Annotated in this window: 20 protein-coding genes; 8 read left to right on the forward strand and 12 right to left on the reverse strand. The window is 44.8% G+C overall.

Annotation, left to right across the window (positions count from 1 at the left end):
- Nucleotides 1-4 precede the first annotated feature (4 nt).
- Nucleotides 5-754 (forward strand): type I methionyl aminopeptidase, encoded by a 750-nt coding sequence (gene map, locus ACLWBB_RS09835; protein WP_413291467.1) that lies wholly within the window; start codon nt 5-7, stop codon nt 752-754.
- On the opposite strand, the gene ACLWBB_RS09840 is transcribed toward map, so the two are convergent.
- The 4 genes from ACLWBB_RS09840 to ACLWBB_RS09855 all read right to left on the reverse strand — a co-directional run bounded on the left by ACLWBB_RS09840 (nt 751) and on the right by ACLWBB_RS09855 (nt 5,519).
- Nucleotides 751-1,425: a hypothetical protein gene (locus tag ACLWBB_RS09840; RefSeq protein WP_413291468.1), complete on the reverse strand. Its 675-nt coding sequence runs from the start codon at nt 1,423-1,425 to the stop codon at nt 751-753. The genes map and ACLWBB_RS09840 overlap by 4 nt on opposite strands.
- 9 nt (nt 1,426-1,434) lie before the next feature.
- Nucleotides 1,435-3,105 (reverse strand): peptidoglycan DD-metalloendopeptidase family protein, encoded by a 1,671-nt coding sequence (locus tag ACLWBB_RS09845; RefSeq protein WP_413291469.1) that lies wholly within the window; start codon nt 3,103-3,105, stop codon nt 1,435-1,437.
- Between the two features lie 177 nt (nt 3,106-3,282).
- Nucleotides 3,283-4,164, reverse strand: a complete 882-nt coding sequence (locus ACLWBB_RS09850) for a S1 family peptidase (protein ID WP_413291470.1) — start codon at nt 4,162-4,164, stop codon at nt 3,283-3,285.
- 350 nt (nt 4,165-4,514) lie between these two features.
- Entirely contained in the window at nt 4,515-5,519 is a 1,005-nt protein-coding gene (locus ACLWBB_RS09855) for a gamma-glutamyl-gamma-aminobutyrate hydrolase family protein (protein ID WP_413291471.1), read from the reverse strand.
- Nucleotides 5,520-5,651: 132 nt separating this feature from the next.
- Between ACLWBB_RS09855 and ACLWBB_RS09860 the strand changes: the two genes are divergently transcribed.
- Nucleotides 5,652-6,260, forward strand: coding sequence for a glutathione S-transferase N-terminal domain-containing protein (locus tag ACLWBB_RS09860; RefSeq protein WP_413291472.1), 609 nt, complete (start codon nt 5,652-5,654; stop codon nt 6,258-6,260).
- A 36-nt stretch (nt 6,261-6,296) separates the two neighbouring features.
- Here the strand turns inward: ACLWBB_RS09860 and ttcA are convergent, their stop codons facing one another.
- Both ttcA and ACLWBB_RS09870 read right to left on the reverse strand, forming a co-directional pair.
- Nucleotides 6,297-7,091 carry a tRNA 2-thiocytidine(32) synthetase TtcA gene (ttcA, locus tag ACLWBB_RS09865; RefSeq protein ID WP_413291473.1) on the reverse strand — a complete coding sequence of 265 codons (795 nt, stop codon included), beginning with the start codon at nt 7,089-7,091 and terminating at the stop codon, nt 6,297-6,299.
- Nucleotides 7,075-8,136 (reverse strand): mechanosensitive ion channel family protein, encoded by a 1,062-nt coding sequence (locus ACLWBB_RS09870; RefSeq protein ID WP_413291474.1) that lies wholly within the window; start codon nt 8,134-8,136, stop codon nt 7,075-7,077. The genes ttcA and ACLWBB_RS09870 overlap by 17 nt, the downstream gene beginning before the upstream one ends.
- A 105-nt stretch (nt 8,137-8,241) precedes the next feature.
- Between ACLWBB_RS09870 and ACLWBB_RS09875 the strand changes: the two genes are divergently transcribed.
- The 3 genes from ACLWBB_RS09875 (at nt 8,242) to ACLWBB_RS09885 (ending at nt 12,568) form a co-directional block, all read left to right on the forward strand.
- Nucleotides 8,242-9,729: a hypothetical protein gene (locus ACLWBB_RS09875; RefSeq protein WP_413291475.1), complete on the forward strand. Its 1,488-nt coding sequence runs from the start codon at nt 8,242-8,244 to the stop codon at nt 9,727-9,729.
- Nucleotides 9,730-9,813: 84 nt separating this feature from the next.
- The gene (locus ACLWBB_RS09880) at nt 9,814-10,548 is read left to right on the forward strand and encodes a PilZ domain-containing protein (protein ID WP_413291476.1); all 735 of its coding nucleotides are present in this window, start codon (nt 9,814-9,816) and stop codon (nt 10,546-10,548) included.
- A gap of 94 nt (nt 10,549-10,642) precedes the next feature.
- Complete coding sequence (locus ACLWBB_RS09885; RefSeq protein ID WP_413291478.1) at nt 10,643-12,568, forward strand: hypothetical protein; 1,926 nt, start codon at nt 10,643-10,645, stop codon at nt 12,566-12,568.
- 77 nt (nt 12,569-12,645) lie between these two features.
- Here the strand turns inward: ACLWBB_RS09885 and ACLWBB_RS09890 are convergent, their stop codons facing one another.
- On the reverse strand, nt 12,646-12,924 hold the full coding sequence (locus tag ACLWBB_RS09890) for a hypothetical protein (RefSeq protein ID WP_413291479.1): 279 nt from the start codon (nt 12,922-12,924) through the stop codon (nt 12,646-12,648).
- A gap of 138 nt (nt 12,925-13,062) precedes the next feature.
- On the opposite strand from ACLWBB_RS09890, the gene ACLWBB_RS09895 reads away from it, so the two are divergent.
- Nucleotides 13,063-13,650 (forward strand): hypothetical protein, encoded by a 588-nt coding sequence (locus ACLWBB_RS09895; protein WP_413291480.1) that lies wholly within the window; start codon nt 13,063-13,065, stop codon nt 13,648-13,650.
- Between the two features lie 8 nt (nt 13,651-13,658).
- Here ACLWBB_RS09895 and ACLWBB_RS09900 read toward each other — a convergent pair whose 3' ends face one another.
- Nucleotides 13,659-13,979, reverse strand: coding sequence for a hypothetical protein (locus ACLWBB_RS09900; RefSeq protein ID WP_413291481.1), 321 nt, complete (start codon nt 13,977-13,979; stop codon nt 13,659-13,661).
- A gap of 18 nt (nt 13,980-13,997) precedes the next feature.
- Nucleotides 13,998-15,113 carry an RNA methyltransferase gene (locus tag ACLWBB_RS09905; RefSeq protein ID WP_413291482.1) on the reverse strand — a complete coding sequence of 372 codons (1,116 nt, stop codon included), beginning with the start codon at nt 15,111-15,113 and terminating at the stop codon, nt 13,998-14,000.
- 59 nt (nt 15,114-15,172) lie between these two features.
- Between ACLWBB_RS09905 and ACLWBB_RS09910 the strand changes: the two genes are divergently transcribed.
- A complete protein-coding gene (locus ACLWBB_RS09910) occupies nt 15,173-15,601 on the forward strand; it encodes a hypothetical protein (protein WP_413291483.1) in 429 nt (142 codons plus the stop codon).
- 6 nt (nt 15,602-15,607) lie between these two features.
- Here the strand turns inward: ACLWBB_RS09910 and ACLWBB_RS09915 are convergent, their stop codons facing one another.
- Complete coding sequence (locus tag ACLWBB_RS09915; protein ID WP_413291484.1) at nt 15,608-16,240, reverse strand: 2'-5' RNA ligase family protein; 633 nt, start codon at nt 16,238-16,240, stop codon at nt 15,608-15,610.
- Nucleotides 16,241-16,297: 57 nt separating this feature from the next.
- On the opposite strand from ACLWBB_RS09915, the gene ACLWBB_RS09920 reads away from it, so the two are divergent.
- On the forward strand, nt 16,298-19,219 hold the full coding sequence (locus ACLWBB_RS09920; protein WP_413291485.1) for a M28 family peptidase: 2,922 nt from the start codon (nt 16,298-16,300) through the stop codon (nt 19,217-19,219).
- 57 nt (nt 19,220-19,276) lie between these two features.
- Here ACLWBB_RS09920 and ACLWBB_RS09925 read toward each other — a convergent pair whose 3' ends face one another.
- Nucleotides 19,277-19,960 (reverse strand): DUF2259 domain-containing protein, encoded by a 684-nt coding sequence (locus ACLWBB_RS09925; RefSeq protein WP_413291486.1) that lies wholly within the window; start codon nt 19,958-19,960, stop codon nt 19,277-19,279.
- A gap of 31 nt (nt 19,961-19,991) precedes the next feature.
- Nucleotides 19,992-20,462 carry a hypothetical protein gene (locus ACLWBB_RS09930; RefSeq protein ID WP_413291487.1) on the reverse strand — a complete coding sequence of 157 codons (471 nt, stop codon included), beginning with the start codon at nt 20,460-20,462 and terminating at the stop codon, nt 19,992-19,994.
- Nucleotides 20,463-20,479: the final 17 nt, after the last annotated feature.

Below are 20,479 nucleotides of genomic sequence, written 5' to 3' on the forward strand. Positions count from 1 at the left end.
GACCATGTCTATCGAAAATGAATATGACCTTCAGTCTTTAAGAAAAATCGGCCGTATCGTGGCTCAATGTCTTCAGTATATGGGTTCAAAACTTGAGCCCGGCATTACGACGCTCGAGCTTGATCAACTTGGCCAAAGCTTTTTGGAAAAGCATGGCGCAGTTTCGGCACCGAAGAAGGTCTATAATTTTCCAGGCACCACTTGCATTAGCGTGAATGAAGAAGCGGCCCATGGCATTCCTAGTTCAAAAATTTTAGCAGCTGGTGATTTAGTTAATATCGATGTGTCTGCAGAGCTTAACGGCTATTTCGCAGACACGGGTGGATCCTTCATTATTCCACCAGAGTCGAACCTGAAAAGAAATCTTTGTATTGCTACAAAGCGTGCTCTAGAGATGGCCCTTCGCGAAGCCCGTGCAGGACGCCCGCTCAATGTCATCGGCAAAGCGATTCAAAAAGAGGCTTACAAAAATAATCTTACAGTGATTGAAAATCTTGGCAGTCACGGTGTTGGTCGTGCTCTTCACGAGGAGCCTGATTTTATTCCTGGGTACTACGATCCCAAAGACAAACGTATTCTAAAAGAAAACCAAGTTATTACGATCGAGCCATTTCTTTCAACGGGTGCTAGAGAAGTTTTCGATACCGGCGACGGTTGGACTCTTGCAACTGGTAAGCAATTCCTGACAGCTCAATACGAGCACACAATGGTCATCACGAAGGGGAAGCCCCTTATCATGACTTTGCCGGCTTAGTGGCCTTCGAGTTTTAATTCAACGGCGACACGAATACTGCCGAGGTCAGCCTCAGTATAGGCGTTAAATGGATTCTCTTCGATGTCCTCATAGCCAAGACGCTTTATCCACAGCACATGCCCATTGCCCAGATCCCACTGAATAAAATCCGTCGCTTGTTGCTCGGGATTTCCTAAGTTTGGAAAAGACTCGCGAACAGCGGCAATGGCTTGATCCATAGCTTCTGCGTGTGGGCGGAATTCAAATGACATATGTTGGGGAAAACGCGATTTGTCTTCGTCTTGAAAGTACTGCGCATGAAAATAACGTGTACCTGGAAGCGGGCTTTTAGTGCGCACGATGATCATCTCACCGGTGTACTTATTAGTGTCGCGAACCATGTAAGGCTCTTGATTAGTTTTCTTAAGATTCTCGATCAAGTCTTCAAGTTTATTGTCAGAACCCGCATATGCGGCAAGTACATGAGTCATCTCTTTCACAGAGACTGAGAGAGAATCCTTTTCAGGTGCAGGCAGTGCGGGACCTTGAGGAATCGGCGCTGAATGTTTTATTTGTGCCGCCGTAGAATCCTCAGCCTGGTCGTCGCCAAGTGGAGACTTGGAGCCCAAAACGAAAGCCCCAATCCCAGCAAGAATAACAACAACAACGAGAACCGGGATTAGGCGTTTCATTTCAAAGTCCTAGTAAGAGCTGCCGAATTGAGCTTTTTCCCACTGACGAAGCAGTGGAGTCGGATCCATCAAATCAGAGCGACGATCGTAAGGTGGACGACGATAACGAGTCAGTGAACCTGCAGTCGTGCCCTTATAAAGTTCAAAGTGAAGCATCGGAAGACAGCAGCCAGAGCTCACTTTGCCGATACGGCCGATCTCTTGCCCAGCTTTGACGATCTTGCCTTTAGCAACACCCGGAGTTGGTGAACCCAAGATTTCTCCGTAACGAGCTACGAATTTTGGATGGCGAATCTCGATCGCAAACACACCTTGATAGAAATAGTAAAGACCACGGATCACGACACCCGAGGCAACAGCCACGGCCGTTTCGCCGCGTTTACGATAAAGGTCACAGCCTGCATGCAGACGGCGTCCACGCGCACGTTGTGCACGGAAGCGCGGAGTGCCCACGGCATAAGACTGAGAAGCTCTTTTAATTGTCGGGAATTTGCAGCAGTCCTTAGTGTTAAGAACTACGTCTCTCATATCGATATAGTTATCGCTATCACCAGATCCAGAACCCGAGTCTGAATCAGAGTCGTTATTCATCTCTTTGCAGTCTGCTTTCAGCTGAACCACCGAGCGAGGAATCCATCCAGATTTTTGGCTGTCGCCACGCTCTGGGAATTGAACTTCGATGTGCTCAGATTTTTGTTTTTCATTCCAAGATTGAATTGGAACAATCGCTTCGAACTGGTCTGCTTGGAAAAGAACTTTTGCAAGCTCAGGATCCATGACGTCGACATCGGGTTCATCTGTACAAATAACGTATTCCAATTTTCCATCAGTCACAGGAACTTGAGGCGTGCCAGTATCGCCACCATTGTTTGGTGGAGTTGTGTCTGAATTGCCGCCGTCGTTGACGGGTGGTTTTACTGGAATCGAGCCGCCGTTGCCGCCATTTGCTGGTGGTGCATCTGGATCGATGGTGTCGCCAGGAGCAACAGCCTGATTGGCTTCATCCGGAGTGTAAACGTTGATAGAGTTTAAGATATCCGTTTGGTCGTAACGAAGACCTACTTGAGCGACAGGATTGATGTTTGTCGTATTATAGACATCAAAAACCACATACTCCATCATCAACGTGCCTTCTGCGCAGTTGATGAGGGTGTAGTGATCCTTGTCCATAGCCGCTTGCCAATAAGTTTTTTTGACTTCAAACGGACTCTTAGTAGTTTTTAAAAGCGCCGGAGTATCAGCAACCTCGATTACGAAATTGCCGATGTCTTGAAGGACGTCTTTTTCGACAGTTCCTTCATCTTTAGGATTTGCGATATTTGTTAAAGCGCCTTGATGAGCATTGTGCGGAACGCTCAAAACGCGAACAAGAATCGACGGGTCGGTTGATGGGATTCCACGCATTGCAATCAGCGTGCGATCCACAAGAACTCCCGAGAATAGGCCCTTAAAAAAGCCCTGACCTTTGAACTTAGAAGACGCGTTCAGGTCCGAATTTGGTTTTTGTGCAATATATAGAGGAGCATGCTGTGCAGGTTTCGAGGTACAAGTCGACGCATCGACAAAACCACGAGTATTATTCCATATATAGACGTTTGGTGTTGGAGCTGCGGCTGAAGCAGAAACCGGAATAAGAGATGCCAAAAGCCAAGCTGTTAGACTGACATTCCACTTTGTCATATGAATCCCCCCTCGAATTCAGAAGCCAAATGCTATGTATCCAATACAGTTCCAGGGAACATTGCAGGAAATAAGCAGTGGCGACAAACGACAGAAGCAAAGTATGTAAAAAAAACCTAGTCAAAGTTTTCATTTATACAGTGCGAAGGAACATTTTTGTGACTTTAAGGGCACAGATTATTTGATTTTGGCGAGCTCGGTCTGAATCCACGGATTATAGAACGGCGCATATAGAGCAATGCTGAACTCGTGGCAGGCCGTGTATTCCGAGGCTCCGGTCACGACCGAGTTGATCCCGACGATCTGATACTGGCCATCCACTTGAACGTAGATTGGACCGCCTGAATCGCCACTGCAAACGCCGCCAGTGCTGTTGCGCTGGTCGAAGACGATATTGTTATCTTGGACTAAAGAATCCTTTTTGAAGCTCTTGATGGTTTTACGAAGAACGCGATGATCGTTGTTCATCTCGCTGGTAATACCATAACCGATCATAAGCACATCATCACTACTGAGAGCGCTTTTCCCATCATAAAGAGTCGCGATGGGGTAGTGCGAAGGGATTGGTGAAGCGAGTTTCACTAAAGCCAGATCATCTTTTGCATCGGCTTTACCTTTGTACTCTGAGTTTATGACAACATCGATGGCTGGGATCATCTTCGTTTTCGGATCGTATCCTGAAGAACATTTAATGTTGTTATGGAAAACTGCGTGGACTGCGGTTTTCTTAAGGTCTTTCACACAATGAGCAGCCGTTAAAATCACGCGATCTGAAATAGGAGTGCCTGTGCAAGTAGAGCCCTTATAGTGGCCCTTTTCATCGCGACCATGATCCATCACGAGCATCACGGCTAAATTTGAATGAGGATCCTGAGTACCTACTTGGGAACCATTGACGATGCCTACAGAGATCGTTCCGTCGTCATTTCGGCAATTCAAGTAACTGCGATCTTCGGTGCCGTTTGCGGGGCCTTCACCCACGTCGTGTTTAACTTCCTTATTAGAGCCACAGGCAACAAGAGCTAGGGCCAAGATTCCAATTCCTAAATAGTTCTTCACGAAGACTCCCGGTGGGTGAATAGCGGGCCTCAGTTCCCGCTTCTCTAAACACTATAGCAACCACTGGGCCAGGCCTCAGATAGCTACTGATAGGATCTGATCCCTAGGGAGAATTATAGGCGTTCTAGAGCTTGTTTAGCGGATGAACGTCTTTGAATTAATTACTAAAGATTCTAGAGCGCTTCCGAAGGGGGTCATAAGGATTCTTTTAAATTTAAAGATGGGGGTGACCATGAAAAAGCTTTTTATCGTGTTGCTGGAAAGTTTTGTTTTGATGGTCTTCTTCACATTAATGGCGAAGGCTTACGTGCATCGCGGGCCTACTTCCGATTGTCGTGGAAAAATCGGATTTAAAAAATGCGTGAACAAGACCGAGTCATCGTCTGTGTTTTTACGTTAATAATCTGTGAGAGAATACGATAGCCTTGGTTGTTGTCCATAAGCTCTGGATGAAACTGCATTAAAATTCCGCGTCCGTCTGAAAACTCTGTGGCCTTTGTAATGCCGTCAGAGGACACCGCTGCTAATTCCAAAAAACCACCGGGCTTAAAAATCACGGCTTGGTGATGATAATTGTAGACATTCAAAGTCTGTCCATTGCTGGAAGACATTTTCAAGATTGAATGTGTCGTGGGCTTTAGCTGCACATCATGCCAGCTATTATCGTGACCAATATTTTTCGGAAAATTAAATGGAATATCTTGAATCAACTCATAGCCAAGAGCTACAGCAGCCAGTTGTGAGCTTCGACAAATACCCATATAAAAACCACGCGCCGATGTAACATAAGATTTGATGAGTGATATCTCGAAGCGATCGCGTTCTGGGATGACGTTGCGAGAATGGAAATTTTCTTTGTCGTAAAGGCGTGGATCGATGTCATCTCCACCGAGTCCGATCATGAAAGGAAACTTTTTCGAGATTAAATCAAAGAGCTCGCGAGTTTCGCCAATAGTTAATCCCAGGTTCGAATTGATTGGTAAGATGAATGGCAGATGCTCTTTTTGCTTCAAGTAAAGGTTCAGCTTCTCGATGCGAAGAGAGCTTTTTGTAGTGTCCTTTGGAAGGTTCGCAACGAGCAATGCTCGTTGCTCGCGCTGAGAGTCGTTTAATTCGCGATAACCGACAGTCTCAAAAGTAGGAGTCTTACCTTCAAAAAGCTCCATCAAATCAGGGCTTTTTTCTAAATTATTAATGTAGCGTTGCGATGCTTGTTCCGGAGTTTCGCCCTCACGCACAGGCAGAATGATAGGTGCTAAGGCACTGCTGGTGTGCCATTCCACAAGGCGAATCTTCGCGAAGACGGGGCTTGCGAAGAGCAGGTTAAAAATGAGGAAAAACACAGGTGTTTTCATAAGTTCCTTATCCGGAACATTACCCTTCAAGCCGGGTGCCGCGCTGGGTTCATACAAGGCTCAGCTCGCATGTCAAATCTTTAGACAAGGCCCAAAATTGATAGGTAGAATGGGGTTTTCTAAGGAGGCATCATGATTGATTTTTACACGGCACGGACACCGAACGGACTTAAGGTTCACATTATGTTGGAAGAACTTGGAATGAAGTATGAGCTTCATATGCTGGATCTAAAAGCGATGGATCAAAAGCAGCCTGACTATTTAAAAATCAATCCGAATGGCCGTATTCCAACAATCGTGGATCGTGAGGGCGAGTATGGACGTGCGATTCCTGTTTTTGAATCAGGCGCTATTTTGAATTACCTTGCAGAGAAGTCTCATCACTTCATTGGTTCAAATGGTTTTGAAAAAGCGCAAACGATGGGCTGGTTGATGTTCCAAATGTCGGGCATCGGTCCTAACTTCGGCAATTACAATTACGCAAAAAACAACAACATCCCGCAGATGTTAAATCGCTTCGAAGTAGAGTCAAAACGTTTGCTGAGTGTGATGAACACGCAGCTTGCACAAAACGAATATTTAGCGGGCGGATTTTATTCTATCGCAGATATCGCAACGTATCCGTGGATTGCGGCTTACTTAAAATCAAAACCAGAGTGGTTTGAACTGAACCCGCACGTGCGTCGTTGGGCTGACCTGATTGGGCAACGTCCTGCTGTGAAAAAAGTGATGAATGCATAAAAAAACAAAAGCCACCTTTTTTAGGTGGCTTTTTTGTTACTGAGGTCTGTCGGTATTAAGACCTTTAAAGTCCCAGAGCTTTTGATCCAAAAGCTGACTTGGATTGATATTGCTCAGAGATGTGATGATCGATGAGCCAATGTTAGGAATATCTTTTTCCAGATCTTTTACTAGCTTCTTCATTTTTTTACGCTTTAAAGTCTCCTGAGAGCCACAAAGATTGCATGGGATGATCGGGAAGCCCCAATCCTGAGAAAGCTGTGTCAGGTCCTTTTCCGCGACGTAAGCAAGCGGGCGGATCACGATGTTGCGACCATCATCCGATTTAAGTTTCGGCGCCATACTGCCCAGCTGACCGATATAGAACATATTCAACAAGGTCGTTTCGATCAAATCGTCACGGTGGTGACCCAAGGCCATTTTTGTAAAACCATTGTCGAAAGCAAAATCATAAAGAATCGCGCGACGGAACTTTGCGCACAATGTGCAATAGATCGACCCTTCCGGAGTTTTTGCTTTGACGACGCTGTAGGTGTCTTTTTCAAGAATGTTAAGTTTGATGCCAATCGATTCGATGAAGTTTTTAAAAGCAGTGACATCGAAGCCCGGTTGTTTTTGATCCAGGATCATAGCTTCGATCGTAAATTTTCTTTCAGAGCGTTTGCGAATTTCGTTGAGAAGCGCCACTAGGATCGTGGAATCTTTGCCGCCAGAAACAGCGACGGCGATTTTGTCGCCGTCATGGATCATATCAAAGTCGTTCAAGGCTTGAACGATTTGTTTGCGGATCTTAACCGCCAGGGGATTTTCAAAATCAACTGTTTTGCTCATGAATTGGGCCGCTCTTTGAGTGAAGTTCAATCACGTTACGAGCGAGTTCTATACCATTTGCCCTGAGAGCATCAATCCCTTTTCGCATAACTTTATCGCCAATCGTGAACTGACCCCCGAAATTGTCGATAAAATAAATCACTTTGATCGCCACCCAGTTCTCATTGGTTTCTTGGATATAGGCCAAAGGCGCTGGAAGCCCCCGGATATCTGAAATTTCTACAACCGCACGCTCTAGGATGTCCTTGGCCTTTTGCAGGTCACAGCCGTAAGGGATGCGGAAGAGCTGGCTACGTACGATCGGGTGGCCATCAGGCGAGAAGTTTGAAATCTGAGCATTCGCCATCGTTCTGTTTGGCAAAGTGATCTCTTCATCCGAGAAACCCACCAAAATTGTGGATCTCCAGCTGATTTCTTTTACTTGTCCGGTGGCTCTTTGCACGCCTTGCACGACTTCTAACCAATCGCCGATTTCGTAAGACTTATCGATTTGCAAAGAGATGCCGGCAAAAAGATTTCCCAAAGTATCTTGAAGCGCAAGACCGAGCACGATCGAGAACGCGGCTGACGTTGCCATCAATGGGCCTAAATCTAAACCAAAAACTTGCGACAACGCCCAGACGGTTAGGACGATCGATAGCAGCAACGAGAAGATGTTCACCAAAAGCAGCGGGACTCCGGCGCGCATCGAACCTAAAAACAAGTACTGCAAAACTAAAAGGCGGCAGGTTTTTACAAAAACAATCGAGCCCCAAACAAAAGTCATCAGGCCAATGTAAGGAGTGATGCGTGCAAAGTTGGCAAGATCACCGCCGGTCGTGGTGTGCAGAACTATAAAGAGCACGAAAAGAATCGTCAGAATAAAAAAGTGACGAAACAGCGCTTGGAACTGAGAACGAATACTGGTGTGCCGTTCCGGGGAGGCCGCTTGCAGAAAAAATTTATAAAAGATCCACGTGATGGCGAGCAAACAGCCCAACAAAACAAATGGTTCCCAGTCGATGAGCGAGTAAAGAGCCTGCGTTTTTATAAATTTATCATTCATAGTTTTTAGTAAAGTGCTAATCACAGGCTTTAGTCAAGTCGACCCAGGGCCAGTTTTTAGGTCTGGGGGTATCGTTGTCCGCACGAAATTGCCGAAAATAAAAGCATGCAGAAAAAACTTTTATTGCCGGTATTTTTCGTAGCCCTTTCGGCCTGCGCTCCAAAAAACTTTGAAGCTCTCCAACAGGTGGCAAATGATTCCACGAATGCTATTGGTTGCGCTAATTTTGAAAGTAAAACTTGGGATGCCGTAAATCGCTATTTGCAAGAGGAAAAGTCTATTCCCACGGCCGAAGAGTTGAAGGAACACTTTAAGCTTTCCTTAGTAAACATGAAGGCGCCAGCAGAGTCCCTAACAGATGAAAAACTAGAAGCCTTAGCAAAAAGTTTTGAACAGCTTTTTGAGGTGTTATTGCAGGACGCTCCAAAAGCCGAAAATGTCCAAGATGCAGAAGCACTTTTTGCACTTTTGTCCGCACTCGAGCTTGGCGACCATACCACAGACTCGAAAGTAAAATTGCAAAGTAAAGTTGAAACCCAGTTCACCAAAATCCGTTCGCAAGTAGCGGCGATGAATGTTGAATGTACGACCCCTGAAACTCCAGAGGAAACAGGACCTGAAGAAGAAGCGCCAAGAGAAATGGATCCTGAAAGAGTGACGGTATTGCCGCTTCCGGTTTTTGGAATGCGTTTTACATTCGCAACAGCCTATCAGTCTTGCCAGTCTCTTTCAGAACCAATCATGAGTGATAGCACTTCTGAAATTGCTCAAGACGCGATCAAGATAACAGGCATGCACTCCGACGGTGTCGGCAGTAAGCGAATTATTTCAAGCTTGCCGTCACTCTTGGCGACTCATCCGTACTATAAAAACGTTAACAGCTATGGATCGAAGTGTTTGAAGGGCAGTACTTACCCGATGATTTATGATTACGGTGGAAAACCTTACGCGGCCGTAGGCTCGACAACCTTGAACATGTTTAAAAATGCCGGTGGTGGAACTTCGGTTTTGGGGATGGATTGCTCCGGCTATATCTATTCAGCTCTTGCGACAGCGGGCCTTCGTTTAAAGCCGGGCACGAATATGAAAGCCTCTGGTGTTAGCGGGATTAGTTCGACGATGTACGTAGAGCCTCAGAAGAACGGCTTAAGTTGTTTAGCAAAAATCACTCTGACTCCGACATCGAATCTCAAAGCGGGTGATATCGTGGCAGTTCCTGGTCACGTTTTAATGATCGATTCTGTTGGAAATGACCCATTTGGTTTGAATGGAGCTAAGACGACAGAAGACTGCGAAAAATTAAGCGTCAGTAACTACGATTTTGTGGTTATTCAAAGTAGCCCCAGTAAAAACGCGGTCGGAATGAATCGTTACCAAGCTCGAAACTATCTGCCAGAAGCAGAGAAGATGAAGGCGGGACTTGAGAGATATGCTTATTATGCCTGCCTCGCGCGAGTGAACAATCAAAACTATACTCCTAATCTAGGGACGCTGTCGGTGATCCGTCATAAAATGACATCGACCTGTGTTGGGAGCCGTCTCAAATTGACACAAGAGTCCTGCATCCAGAGTTGCCCTCAGTTAGTGAGATAATAAGATTGCCTATATAGACTATAGTCTAGAGGGCTATCTTTTGGCCACAGTCTCAATTACCATGTGTTTGGAGGGGAGAACCACATGACGCAAGAACATTCGACCGATTTAAAACAGCCTATTGGTATCTACATACTGGCTTTGCTTTTCATGCTAGCGCCACTTGGAAATATCATCGTGAGTTTCGCAGGAAGTGGAGTACCTAACTGGTATTATCCTGGTGAGTTCGTTGAGCTTATTAAGACAATTCCGGTGATGGATTGGCTATGGCTTGGCGGTATTTTCGTAGCAGGTTTGGCCCTTCTTGCTCGTCACAAATCAGCGTGGTTGATTGCGGTTTTCTCTCTTCTTATTGTTCTTGCGATGAATACATACCGTGCCTTCACAATTGACGAAACTGTTTTGAATCCAGAATTTGTCCGCGTCCAAATTTTGATTTCGATTCTTGTGACTTTCTCTGTTTTGATCATCGCGTTCTATGCTCGCTATCCTTATTTGGATCGTCGTCAGCAGTGGATGTTCCCAACAGCTCATCGTTATGATGTAAAAACACCTGTTGTTGTCCACACTGGTGGCGAACTTGCTGGTTTGACAGAGTCTATTTCAACAGCGGGTATTCGTATCCGTCTGGCGAAGACATCTGAAGCACTTAAGGGTAAAACTGAGGTAGAATTCACATTCTCTGAACTTTCTGACTTAAAGAAGGTTAAAGCTGAAGTTATCGAGTTCTCGGGTGATGTTCTTCGTTTGAAGTATAAAAGCTTTGGCTGGGGCGCTCGTGGCGTTCTCGAAGCTTGGCTTAAGTCTAGAAAATCCTAGTTCCTAGACGGGATCTGGTTCTCAGGTCCCGTGAACCCCTTTAGTTTTGCTGTTCGTTTCCGATACAAAGAACGTAGTGAAAAGAGGTTCTGCTATGAAAATATTGAGTCATTCACTTTCTTTGGCAAAAAGCTGTGCCGTAGCGGTTGCAACTTTCAGCATGGTCATCGCTCCGGTGGCTCAAGGTGCAAATGCAAAAGCTGTGGCGCAAGTCGCGGCGAAACCAAAAGTCATGAAGCCGAGTGATCATTATAACTTCAACATGACTAAAAGTAAGATGTTGGAGTATTTGAAGTTCTCAGGCCTGTCTGGCAAAAAACGTATTACTGTCGGTGAGTTTTGGTCAAAGATGCGTCCTTACTATCCTAAAACTCTTCAAAAGGGTATGGACCGTTGGGTAATGTTGAACCGTAACGATTTTATGCCCCAGTTCGAAGCGACAACTTACAAAGACTCAGAAGGTAAAGAGCATATTCGTCTTTTGATCTCTAAAGACGGTCAAACTGTGACGGCGTCTTTCAATCCTGAAAGCAATTCTAAATTCGTAAAAGTGAACAACACGTACCTCACAAGAAACGATATGTTGTATCACGATCAAGCTCTTGCCAAAGTTGCTCACGGCGATAAAGGCATTAAAAATCAATTGTTGAAGGCTCAAAAGAAGCCTTTGAAAAAATCTGTTGTCTTAAGTTTTGCAGAGTTCAACCGTTTAGCTCCAAAGCAAAAAGCAGAGTACATGGTTCGTCTTCGCTACGTGGCTGAAAACGCTGAGCGAGTTAAAAAAGTCTTCGGCGCAGTTAAGACGTCTGAAAATGAAACTTCGAAAGAAGAGTTCTTCGTTCAATGGTTCTTGGGTGTAGAGGCTGAAGCTGCGGATAGAGTTCGTGGCGCAGGCATTGGTGATGGCTGTATCGTGAATGGTTTCCTATCACAGTACGGTGAGAACTTCTCTTGCGGTGGCAGAACTACAGGCAGAGAACATCTTGAGACCCAAATTGAAAAGTATTCTGCAAAAGGTTGTTCGTCAGGGACGCTTCCTTGTAATCCTTATGTTTACGGTTTTAAAACTGGTGGCACTCCGGGCAGACCATATTGCGTAAGCACTGCGAACGTCTCTGGTTCTATCAGAGATGCGACTTCTAAGTTTTGTCCTGGTCAATCTCCTCTCGGCAAGGGTACTCCGAATGAGGCCGCAGATAAGAAACGTATTATCGAGTCTTGGATGGCTGCAAAAGGTCAACCGATCGACTTGGCATTTGATAAAGACGGTAAAGTTTCTAAAGAGCAGTACGACAAAGTTAAAGAATACGTGGATGGCTTGAACGCTTATATTGATGAAGCGACTCTTGCCTGCGCAACACTTCCTTTGTCTGCAACCAAAGCAGTTCGTGACGAACAAGAATCTGCTTGTACAGCGTTAGCAACTCGTAAGATGGATCTTGCTTACTATCCAACAACTCCGCCTATTATTCCTCCTCCACCAATCGGAGAGGAAAAAGATTGTTCTACAATCAAAGCGGGTGCATTGCCTCCTGAGTGTGTGACATGCCCTCCGGGGATGCAGGATGGTACACTTACTGAAGACGGTGGTCCACGCCCTGCCTGCGTTGATCAAATCGCAAACACAGGTGCTGGTACAAAAGAAGAGTGTAACAAAGACGAAAAACGTGATGAAAAATCAGGTGAGTGTGAGCCTCTATGTGGCTGGTGGTGTAAATACGGTAACTGGGTTATCGGTGGCGCTGTTATTGCCGGTATCATTGGTGCGATCGCTTGGTTAACAGGCGACGATGATGATGACGACGACGATAATAAGCAAACGCCTTATGATCCTTGTCCTCCAGAGCCACAGGTTTGTACTCCAGGGGTAACACCTCCTGTGACGACTCCGCCTGTAACGACGGAACCGCCTCCACCAACGACGAATCCGCCGGTGGATGTGATCCCGACGCCAGTGCCGACTCCATTCGAGGAATCGACGACGGGAACTTCAACGTCAACTTCTGGTGGCGCGAGATAATCAGAAACTAAAACTGAAAAAAGAAAACCCCACAGCTTACGAGTTGTGGGGTTTTTGCTTTTTAGATTCTTATAAAACTATTTCTTCTTTTTAGCGCCAGTGTCTTCAGAAGCGCTGACTTCGGTCGCCACCATCTTGTACTTGATTGTGACTTTATTGCCTTTCTTAAGCTCTCCTGTGACTTGTGCAGCGGCATCTTTAGAGATCTCCCAAAGTTCGCCTTTTTTATCGACGACGATAGTATCTTCTTTTACTTCCACAATAGGTCCAGTGACCTGATACGTCTTCGGTGCGGCTGCAAATCCGAGTGATGAAATTAATAAAATAGCCATTGTAGCTGATACAGACCGTAACATAATTTCTCCTTGGTATATTATGTTTCATCCTGGACTAAAGGAAGTCCTGACAAACGGCTAAACTTTAATAGGATTTTGCTAAGAATCAAGCTCGGAAAAATTCAAAATGATAACATACAAACATGGGAGGGCTTCTTCATGCAGATCGATAAAATCAAGCCAGACAACTCCCCAGTACCTTTTGAAATCCCCACGGAAACACCCGAAGAGAAAACGCCACAGACTCCATCATATCCAGAATCTCTCAAAAAGATATTTAGAAATCGTCAAAACCTCGAATGGGAAATGGGCACCGGTTTTCATAGTGGCCCTAAAGGACGCCGTAAAGGTTATGTTCTAACCTTATGGTCTGTGATGGCATCAGCAATCGATGCCCTGTTGTTGATTGCGATGAGTTGTATTTTTATGATGGCGTTTTTAAAAATCATAAAGACCCCCATCACTCAAGGATTGTTGCAAGACTTTGCTGTGATCTATGTTCTAGGCTCTTGGCTTTATATGATCACGACAAGATTTTTTATTGGCTCTTCAATTGGCGAAGCCGCGTGTGATATTCGTTTGGGAAAACCACAAGAAAGAATGTCGTCATGGTATTTTCTGAAAGTCGTTTTCAGAGCGACTTTAGTGGTTGCAACAGGAATTGTTGTGTTGCCGCTTTTATCACTGATTTTCGGCAAAGATATTCCAGGCAGTCTTTCTGGAATTAAATTATTCTCTTTAAAATAAATGATCTATTAGCGTCTTTTACGGGGGCGACGTCTGCGCTCGGCTTTAAGAGTCGCTTCAATTTCGAATTCAGTCAGCTGTCTTCGGCGATTCAGTTCTGAAAGCTGGGAAGAGAACAATATAAAGAAAATAAATCCGCAAATGCCAATAGCATTCCAAGACCAATCAAAGAATTCAGACTCGACGATTTTTTTAGCAAGTAGTTTGTTGGCAGTTGCAATGGCGGTCAGGATGAACAGAGTCACAGTCACGATATCCGTGAAGTGGCTGATGCTGTTAAACCGTTGTGTGGCCACCAAGAGTCGGTGGTATTTGTTTGGAAGCGCCATTAATGAAAGTTTACAGAATTAACCCCATAAACTCAAGACTTCATAGTGTGTGGTCTGAGGGAACTGATCAACAATATGAAGTCGCTTTAATTGGTAACCAGCCTCTTGCAGGCGCTTACCATCCTCGACGAAGCTCTCGGGGAAGCATGACATATAAAGAAAATGTTGAGGTTTACGAGTCTCTGCAATCAGAGGTTTCAAGAAGTCCTTTAAGCCTGAGCGCGGGGGATTGACCAAAACGGTGTCGAAGGTCCCAAAGTTTTGCGGATTTCTATTTTGAAAATCCCCCTGCAAAATCTGAAGACGATCACGGATGTTTTCAAAACCGGATTGCTTTGAAAGTGCCTCGACACTTTTTTCAAACCCCGCCAAAGCATCGCGATCAATTTCACACGCAGTCAGTTTGCGAGATTTTCCAAGTGCCGGAAAACTTAAATTTCCGATACCGGATCCGAACTCTAAAATGTGTTGAGCATCGACATCGTTTAACCAAGTTTCGATAACTGCAGTCAGTGCGCGGTTGGCTTCAAAACCTGTCTGGGTGAAGCTTCCAACTGAGCAATACAAATCCACGGGTTTTCCATAGATGCGGCTTTGGAACCAAATGTGGGGCTCAGGATCTGTTAATTTTAACTGCTCGCCAACTTTTGTGAGCACTTTATGGCGCTGGCCGATTTCGACATGGGCTTTTTCAAGAAGACCGGAAAGAATCGCCTTTTCCTCGAGAAGGTTCTTGATATCGATATTGGCAAAATCCAGCCAAAGTCCTCTTTGACCTTGCGGTCCGACCCTAAGTCGTAAAGAACCCTTTTGGATGGGCCATTTTATGTTACGCACTTCTGTTAACCAGGATTGTAGGGGTGCAGAGAGCTGCTTGCAGACCTCGATATCGAGTATTTGCCGTGTATTTTTCTCATAAAGTCCTAAGGAACCGCGGTCAAAAACAAGGTCTACACGGTCACGCAACCCCGCGGGAGCAGGGCTTGTCAGCTCTAAAACTCCATTAAATGGGATTTGGGCCTGGTTTAAAAGGTCCAAGAGGTGCTTTTTCTTAAGCTGATGCTGTTCCTTAAGGGAAAGATCTAAGTATTGGCAACCAGCGCATTTTTCTTTGTATTTACAATCGACCTGCATCTTTGCTAAAGATACCTTTATTCAAGGCTTTTGCACAGTCAAAACCGGGGGAAGTTTTTATGAAAACAAAAATGATCTTGCTCGCAGTCACGATGCTTTTAGGCTCAAGTGCTTTTGCAGAAACTCCGTACGCGCGTAATTGCCGTATTACTGGCGGTCAATTCTGGGTGGTTGATGTAAACACAAAAGTAGATCTTTCTTTGTGTCTGTTTGGTGATGCGGCTATCGGCGCTGCTGAACTTGCTCACTACAAATGGAACGACCTTGGTATTGGTATGTCGATCACAACTTTCCAAGCGCAAACTGCAAAGCTTAATGTTCAAGGTGTTTGCAATAAATTGGATGCAAGTTCGCTAGTTGCAACGGATTCTTCGGGTCATACTTGGAACTTATGTGTGTTTGCAGACAACTCTGTGATTGAGGCTCATACCTTGGCAAACGGCGTGAACAGTCCTGCTAACGCCGGCTTGGTCGAAGCTCTTAAATAGTTCGGCCTACTCTTTAAACTGATACGCGCAGCTGGATCTGTTTTTTACGACGCCATCTTCGAAGTGCAGATCTCGGCTGGTAAATCCTAAAGTCACATGGGGAAGGAATTTTTCAGGGACAAAGTCCTGAGCCTTCCCTCCGTTCTTAACGTAAACTTCTTCAATACGCCCGCGAAGTTCAATGAGTGCGGGACTCTCAATGACGACATAGTACGTTTTCTCAAGCTTGCCATTGAGCTCTTTTTGTCCGCGACCAATGCATACCGGAGTAAAACTGCTTTCTTGTATTTTGGCCTCTTCAGCGATCTTGTGAATTTCAGCAATCGAAATGTGTTTCTTTAAAACTTTATCGTACTCAATCGGAGTTACGACTGTGATGTGCGCCTCGCCTCTAGTCGTAAGCGTGACCCCTTCTGATTTTTCGAGTTGCCCCACTAAAGCCTGGTAAGGAGGGTAGGGGAGGTTCATTGCGAGATACGCTTTCATCGGTTTTTCTTCCGTGTGCGGAATAAACTCGGCCTTTTCAGATGTCGATGGCGCGTTAAAAACCGTTGAGTCTGTTTTGCTATCTGGCGCTTGAATGGTTTGTGTTGCACAAGCTGTAAGCATCAATAGACTTGCAAGAAGAATTCTTTTCACGGGAAGCTCCTTCATATTCTTGACCCATGCTACCCCCTGAAATAGCCTCAAGCAACTATGAATCATACACTTAAATTCGTCGCTCTAACTGCTTTATTGGTATCCATTTCTTTTGTTATTCAGGCCAAAGAGGAGGCTCCGAAAGATGGGCCTAAAACCTTCATCGATGCGCCAAATACTTTGATCAGCTCTTCCCGTCAGATCACTTTCGAAGGTCCAAAGTCGGGCGAGGGTTATTACAGCGCCGATGGTAAAAAGATGATCTTTCAAAGTGAAAGATATCCGGGAAATCCATTTTACCAAATGTATGTTTTGGATTTGCAAACCGGAAAGACGGATTTGATTTCTAGCGGAAAAGGAAAAACCACCTGCGGCTGGATTCATCCAAACATGAAAAAGCTTTTGTACTCGTCCACTCATCAAGACCCTCAGTGGAAAAAGAAACAGGATGAAGAGATTGAATCCCGCAAGAAGCCCGTTAAGGGACGCTATTCTTGGAGCTTTGACGATCAGTACGAGATTTTCTCTTCTGATTTGAAAGGAAAAAACCTCAAGCGTTTGACGAAGTCTTTGGGCTACGATGCGGAAGGTTCTTATTCTCCGGATGGTAAGTGGATTGCATTTGCTTCAAATCGCGCAGGCTATACTGAAAAGCTCAGCGCTGAAGACCAAAAGATGTTTCAACAAGACCCGTCTTACATGATGGATATTTACATTATGAAAGAAGATGGCACTCAGGTAAAGCGCCTGACCGATGCCAAAGGTTATGACGGAGGTCCGTTCTTTAGTGCGGATGGTAAGAAGATCACATGGCGCAGATTCGCACCAAACGGGGCTACGGCCGAGATCTTTACTATGAACGTCGATGGCACTGAACAAAAACCAGTGACTCAATTAAAGTCCATGTCGTGGGCGCCCTATTTTCACCCATCAGGAGATTATATCATTTTTGCTTCCAGCGTTCTGGGGTATGCAAACTTTGAACTCTTTATCGTTGATAGCGAAGGTCTTAAACAGCCAGTGCGTGTGACCTTCAGCGATGGCTTTGATGGTCTTGCAAGTTTCTCTCCGGATGGAACTCAGATGACGTGGTCTCGCCGAAACGAAAAGGGCGAAAGTCAGATTTATATCGCTAGCTGGGACGATGCACAGGCTAGGAAACTTTTGGGACTTTCTACAAAAGAACTTTCGGTTGCGGATTTAAAATCTGTAATCTCAGCAGCAGATACACAAAAGCTTGTGAGTTATTTGGCCTCTGAAAAGATGGCTGGACGTAAGGTCGGCGGTGAAGAAGAGAAAGTCTATACCCAGAAAATGGCGGATCTTTTTAAATCTTTTGGTTTAACAGGAGGAGCTAACGATGGATCTTTCTTTGAAAAATTTGATTTTACTTCAGGTGTAAAGTTGGGCACTGACAACAAAATGGAATTTGTCGGTAATTTTAAAAAGTCTCTGCAGATCGAAAAGGACTATAATGTTTTGTCTTTTTCAAAGACCGGCAAAGTAAATGAATCCCCCCTTGTGTTTGCGGGGTATGGGATTAAAGCGCCAGCAACAGAAAAACTTCCGGCTTATGATTCCTATAAAAACGTGAAGGTCGAGCGTAAATGGGTTGTGGTCTTTAAAGACATTCCGCAAAACATTGCGCCCGAGTTTAGACATCACCTCAACACCTATGCACGACTTCAGCACAAAGTGACTGTTGCGAAAAACATGGGGGCTGTGGGGATTATTTTCGTTGATCCCACACAAGAGAAAGAAGACTTAAGCAAATTGAAGTTTGAAGGAACGCTCTCAGACTCAAGTCTGGCGGTTCTAAGAATTCAACAAAGTCTATTAAAGGAACTCTTAAAGTCTGCGGGCCAAGATCTGAAAAGCTTAATGGCTAAAATGGATAAAGGCGAAGACGTCGAGGCAATTGCCATCCCGATGACTTACATGACTGCGACCGTGGCGCTTGATTTTGAAAAAGCCCAAGGCATCAATGTCATTGCGAAGCTGCCAGTAAAAGGCGCTAAGAACGGCGTATTGATTGGCGCCCACGGGGACCACCTAGGCCGCGGGGATATCGGAAACTCGTTAGCTAAAGGCAATGAGCGCGGGCAAATCCACTATGGTGCTGACGACAATGCTTCAGGTGTTGCCGGTGTGATGGAGCTTGCTCACTACTTTAGTGACCAATATAAAAACAAACCGGGAAGTCTTAAGAAGGATATCTACTTTGCTATCTGGTCTGGGGAAGAGTCTGGGTTGTTAGGTTCGAATGCTTTTGTGAAAGCTTGGAATAGCACAAAACCGAAAAACAAAATCGCTGATTACTTTGTTGCGAATCTGAACATGGACATGGTGGGACGTCTTCAAGAAAAACTTTATGTTCAAGGCATTGGTTCAGGTGATCACTGGTCGCAGCTTTCAGAAGAAATTTCTGTACGCCAAGGCCTTCCTTTAGTCCTGCAAGAAGATCCATATTTGCCAACCGATTCGATGGCTTTATATTTGGCAGAAATCCCCGCGATCAATTTCTTCACGGGCTCGCATGCGGAATATCACTCACCAAGAGATCTGCCAGAGAGTTTAAATTATCAAGGTCTTGAACGCGTGATTAAAACTGTCGGTGAATACACACGTCTACTTTCTGATAGCACTGTGAAAGTGGTGAAGTATGTTCGTGTGGGTGGGAATCCACAAAAACAACTCGAGGGCCGAAGCTTCCGTGTTTACCTCGGAACTATTCCTGACTACACCCAAGAAGGTGTGAAAGGGGTTCGAGTTTCTGGTGCTTCGAAAGACAGTCCAGCAGCTCAAGCGGGGGTTCAAGAAAAAGATGTGATTGTTGAATTTGACGGAGTAAAAATCGAAAACATCTACGACTACGTTTACACTCTGCAATCCGTAAAGCCAAACGTCGAGACCATCTTAAAGGTCCAGCGTAACGGGCAAGTTCTGGATTTGAAAATCACTCCGAAATTGAAAGATTAAAAAAAAAGCCCCGAAGATCGGGGCTTTTTAGTTTATGACTTAATCAGGTTTGGAATCTTAAGGAAGATTTCCAGTCACAACCATGTATTCAGAGTTTGGACCTTCAAATCCTGGAGTTTGGTAAGACAAAACAACTACAAGGCTTTTACCCAAACGGATCGCATTTGCAATCGTGTAGTTAAAACTGCAGTAACGTGACTTTGGTTGTTTTTGATCTTCTTGAAGAACTATGGTCTTCTCTTGACCTTTATCAAGCTGAGAAAGGGTGAGCTTCATCATTTTGCTGCCATAATCATTGCACCAGTAGTCGTCTGGGTTCGTGTTTCCAGCGTCTTTTTCTGCAAGATTCAGTTCGAACTTTTTACCGTTCACTAAAAACACACCGTTTTGTTCTGAAAGTTGCTCAAAAGCAATAATCTGACCGCGGTTTGTGTTTGGAGTAATCGCGAATTTTTTAAACTTTGATTTGGAGTTTTTGATAGCCAAGTTCAAAGCGTCTTGAGCGTCGTAAGAGGACTCATCTTGAATCATGACTTTTTCAGTAGCAACAATCGTATTTTTAGCTACGTTTACGATATGAACTTGGGCTACCGGAAATCCAGAGCCGTCCTGAACAGCGCTTTGTGCGAAAGCAAAAGTATAACCTGCTGGAGAAAACCCAAGATTGTGGAAGTTGAACTGGTCAGCTGCAAAGGCTTGTGAACCTAAAATTAAACTCAGAGCAAAAATCATTTTTTTCATAAAATCTCCTTATTAGTTTTTAAATAACTTTTTAAACATCGATAACGACTGAGCAAACAACATCCATAAATTGGTATTGTTCGTTTGGACCATAGCCTGGCCCTTTCCATACGCGCATTTCGTTGCCTTGTTGTTTTACGCGGTTTGGATCGCGAAGGATTTCTAAAAGATCTCCATCATAGTTTTTACCGACATACTTGATCCAAATAGGATTATTCAATTCAGAATATGCAGCTAGACCCACCATCGCATTGTTGGGATCTGCATTTTCGAAAAACTGTACGATCTCGTTTTGTTTCAAAGCAAAAGCTTGTTTTTCACCGGTCGAGATATCCGTAAAGCGAACTGCGCCACTTTTAGGAAAGGCCATCGAGCCCACGGTGTTGATGCTGACCTCGACGATTTTCCCCGAGAAGGTTTCGCCAGCGCAATTTACATAAGCCAGTGCGGATTGAGCGCCAAGAGATAGGGTAAGTACAAGTGCCGCTTTGAGTTTCATCATAAAATTCTCCATATTCA

Source organism: Bdellovibrio sp. HCB337 (assembly GCF_047302465.1).
In the GTDB taxonomy this organism is placed as follows: Bacteria; Bdellovibrionota; Bdellovibrionia; order Bdellovibrionales; family Bdellovibrionaceae; genus JACMRP01.

Excerpts from the sequence above, each read along its gene's own strand:
- ACLWBB_RS09885 (WP_413291478.1), top strand. The coding sequence starts at position 10,643 with ATGAAAATATTGAGTCATTCACTTTCTTTGGCAAAAAGCTGTGCCGTA.
- ttcA (WP_413291473.1), bottom strand. The coding sequence starts at position 7,091 with ATGAGCAAAACAGTTGATTTTGAAAATCCCCTGGCGGTTAAGATCCGC.
- ACLWBB_RS09845 (WP_413291469.1), bottom strand. The coding sequence starts at position 3,105 with ATGACAAAGTGGAATGTCAGTCTAACAGCTTGGCTTTTGGCATCTCTT.
- ACLWBB_RS09840 (WP_413291468.1), bottom strand. The coding sequence starts at position 1,425 with ATGAAACGCCTAATCCCGGTTCTCGTTGTTGTTGTTATTCTTGCTGGG.
- ACLWBB_RS09920 (WP_413291485.1), top strand. The coding sequence starts at position 16,298 with ATGAATCATACACTTAAATTCGTCGCTCTAACTGCTTTATTGGTATCC.
- ACLWBB_RS09900 (WP_413291481.1), bottom strand. The coding sequence starts at position 13,979 with ATGGCGCTTCCAAACAAATACCACCGACTCTTGGTGGCCACACAACGG.
- ACLWBB_RS09925 (WP_413291486.1), bottom strand. The coding sequence starts at position 19,960 with ATGAAAAAAATGATTTTTGCTCTGAGTTTAATTTTAGGTTCACAAGCC.
- ACLWBB_RS09930 (WP_413291487.1), bottom strand. The coding sequence starts at position 20,462 with ATGATGAAACTCAAAGCGGCACTTGTACTTACCCTATCTCTTGGCGCT.
- ACLWBB_RS09855 (WP_413291471.1), bottom strand. The coding sequence starts at position 5,519 with ATGAAAACACCTGTGTTTTTCCTCATTTTTAACCTGCTCTTCGCAAGC.
- map (WP_413291467.1), top strand. The coding sequence starts at position 5 with ATGTCTATCGAAAATGAATATGACCTTCAGTCTTTAAGAAAAATCGGC.
- ACLWBB_RS09870 (WP_413291474.1), bottom strand. The coding sequence starts at position 8,136 with ATGAATGATAAATTTATAAAAACGCAGGCTCTTTACTCGCTCATCGAC.
- ACLWBB_RS09860 (WP_413291472.1), top strand. The coding sequence starts at position 5,652 with ATGATTGATTTTTACACGGCACGGACACCGAACGGACTTAAGGTTCAC.
- ACLWBB_RS09875 (WP_413291475.1), top strand. The coding sequence starts at position 8,242 with ATGCAGAAAAAACTTTTATTGCCGGTATTTTTCGTAGCCCTTTCGGCC.
- ACLWBB_RS09910 (WP_413291483.1), top strand. The coding sequence starts at position 15,173 with ATGAAAACAAAAATGATCTTGCTCGCAGTCACGATGCTTTTAGGCTCA.
- ACLWBB_RS09880 (WP_413291476.1), top strand. The coding sequence starts at position 9,814 with ATGACGCAAGAACATTCGACCGATTTAAAACAGCCTATTGGTATCTAC.
- ACLWBB_RS09905 (WP_413291482.1), bottom strand. The coding sequence starts at position 15,113 with ATGCAGGTCGATTGTAAATACAAAGAAAAATGCGCTGGTTGCCAATAC.
- ACLWBB_RS09895 (WP_413291480.1), top strand. The coding sequence starts at position 13,063 with ATGCAGATCGATAAAATCAAGCCAGACAACTCCCCAGTACCTTTTGAA.
- ACLWBB_RS09890 (WP_413291479.1), bottom strand. The coding sequence starts at position 12,924 with ATGTTACGGTCTGTATCAGCTACAATGGCTATTTTATTAATTTCATCA.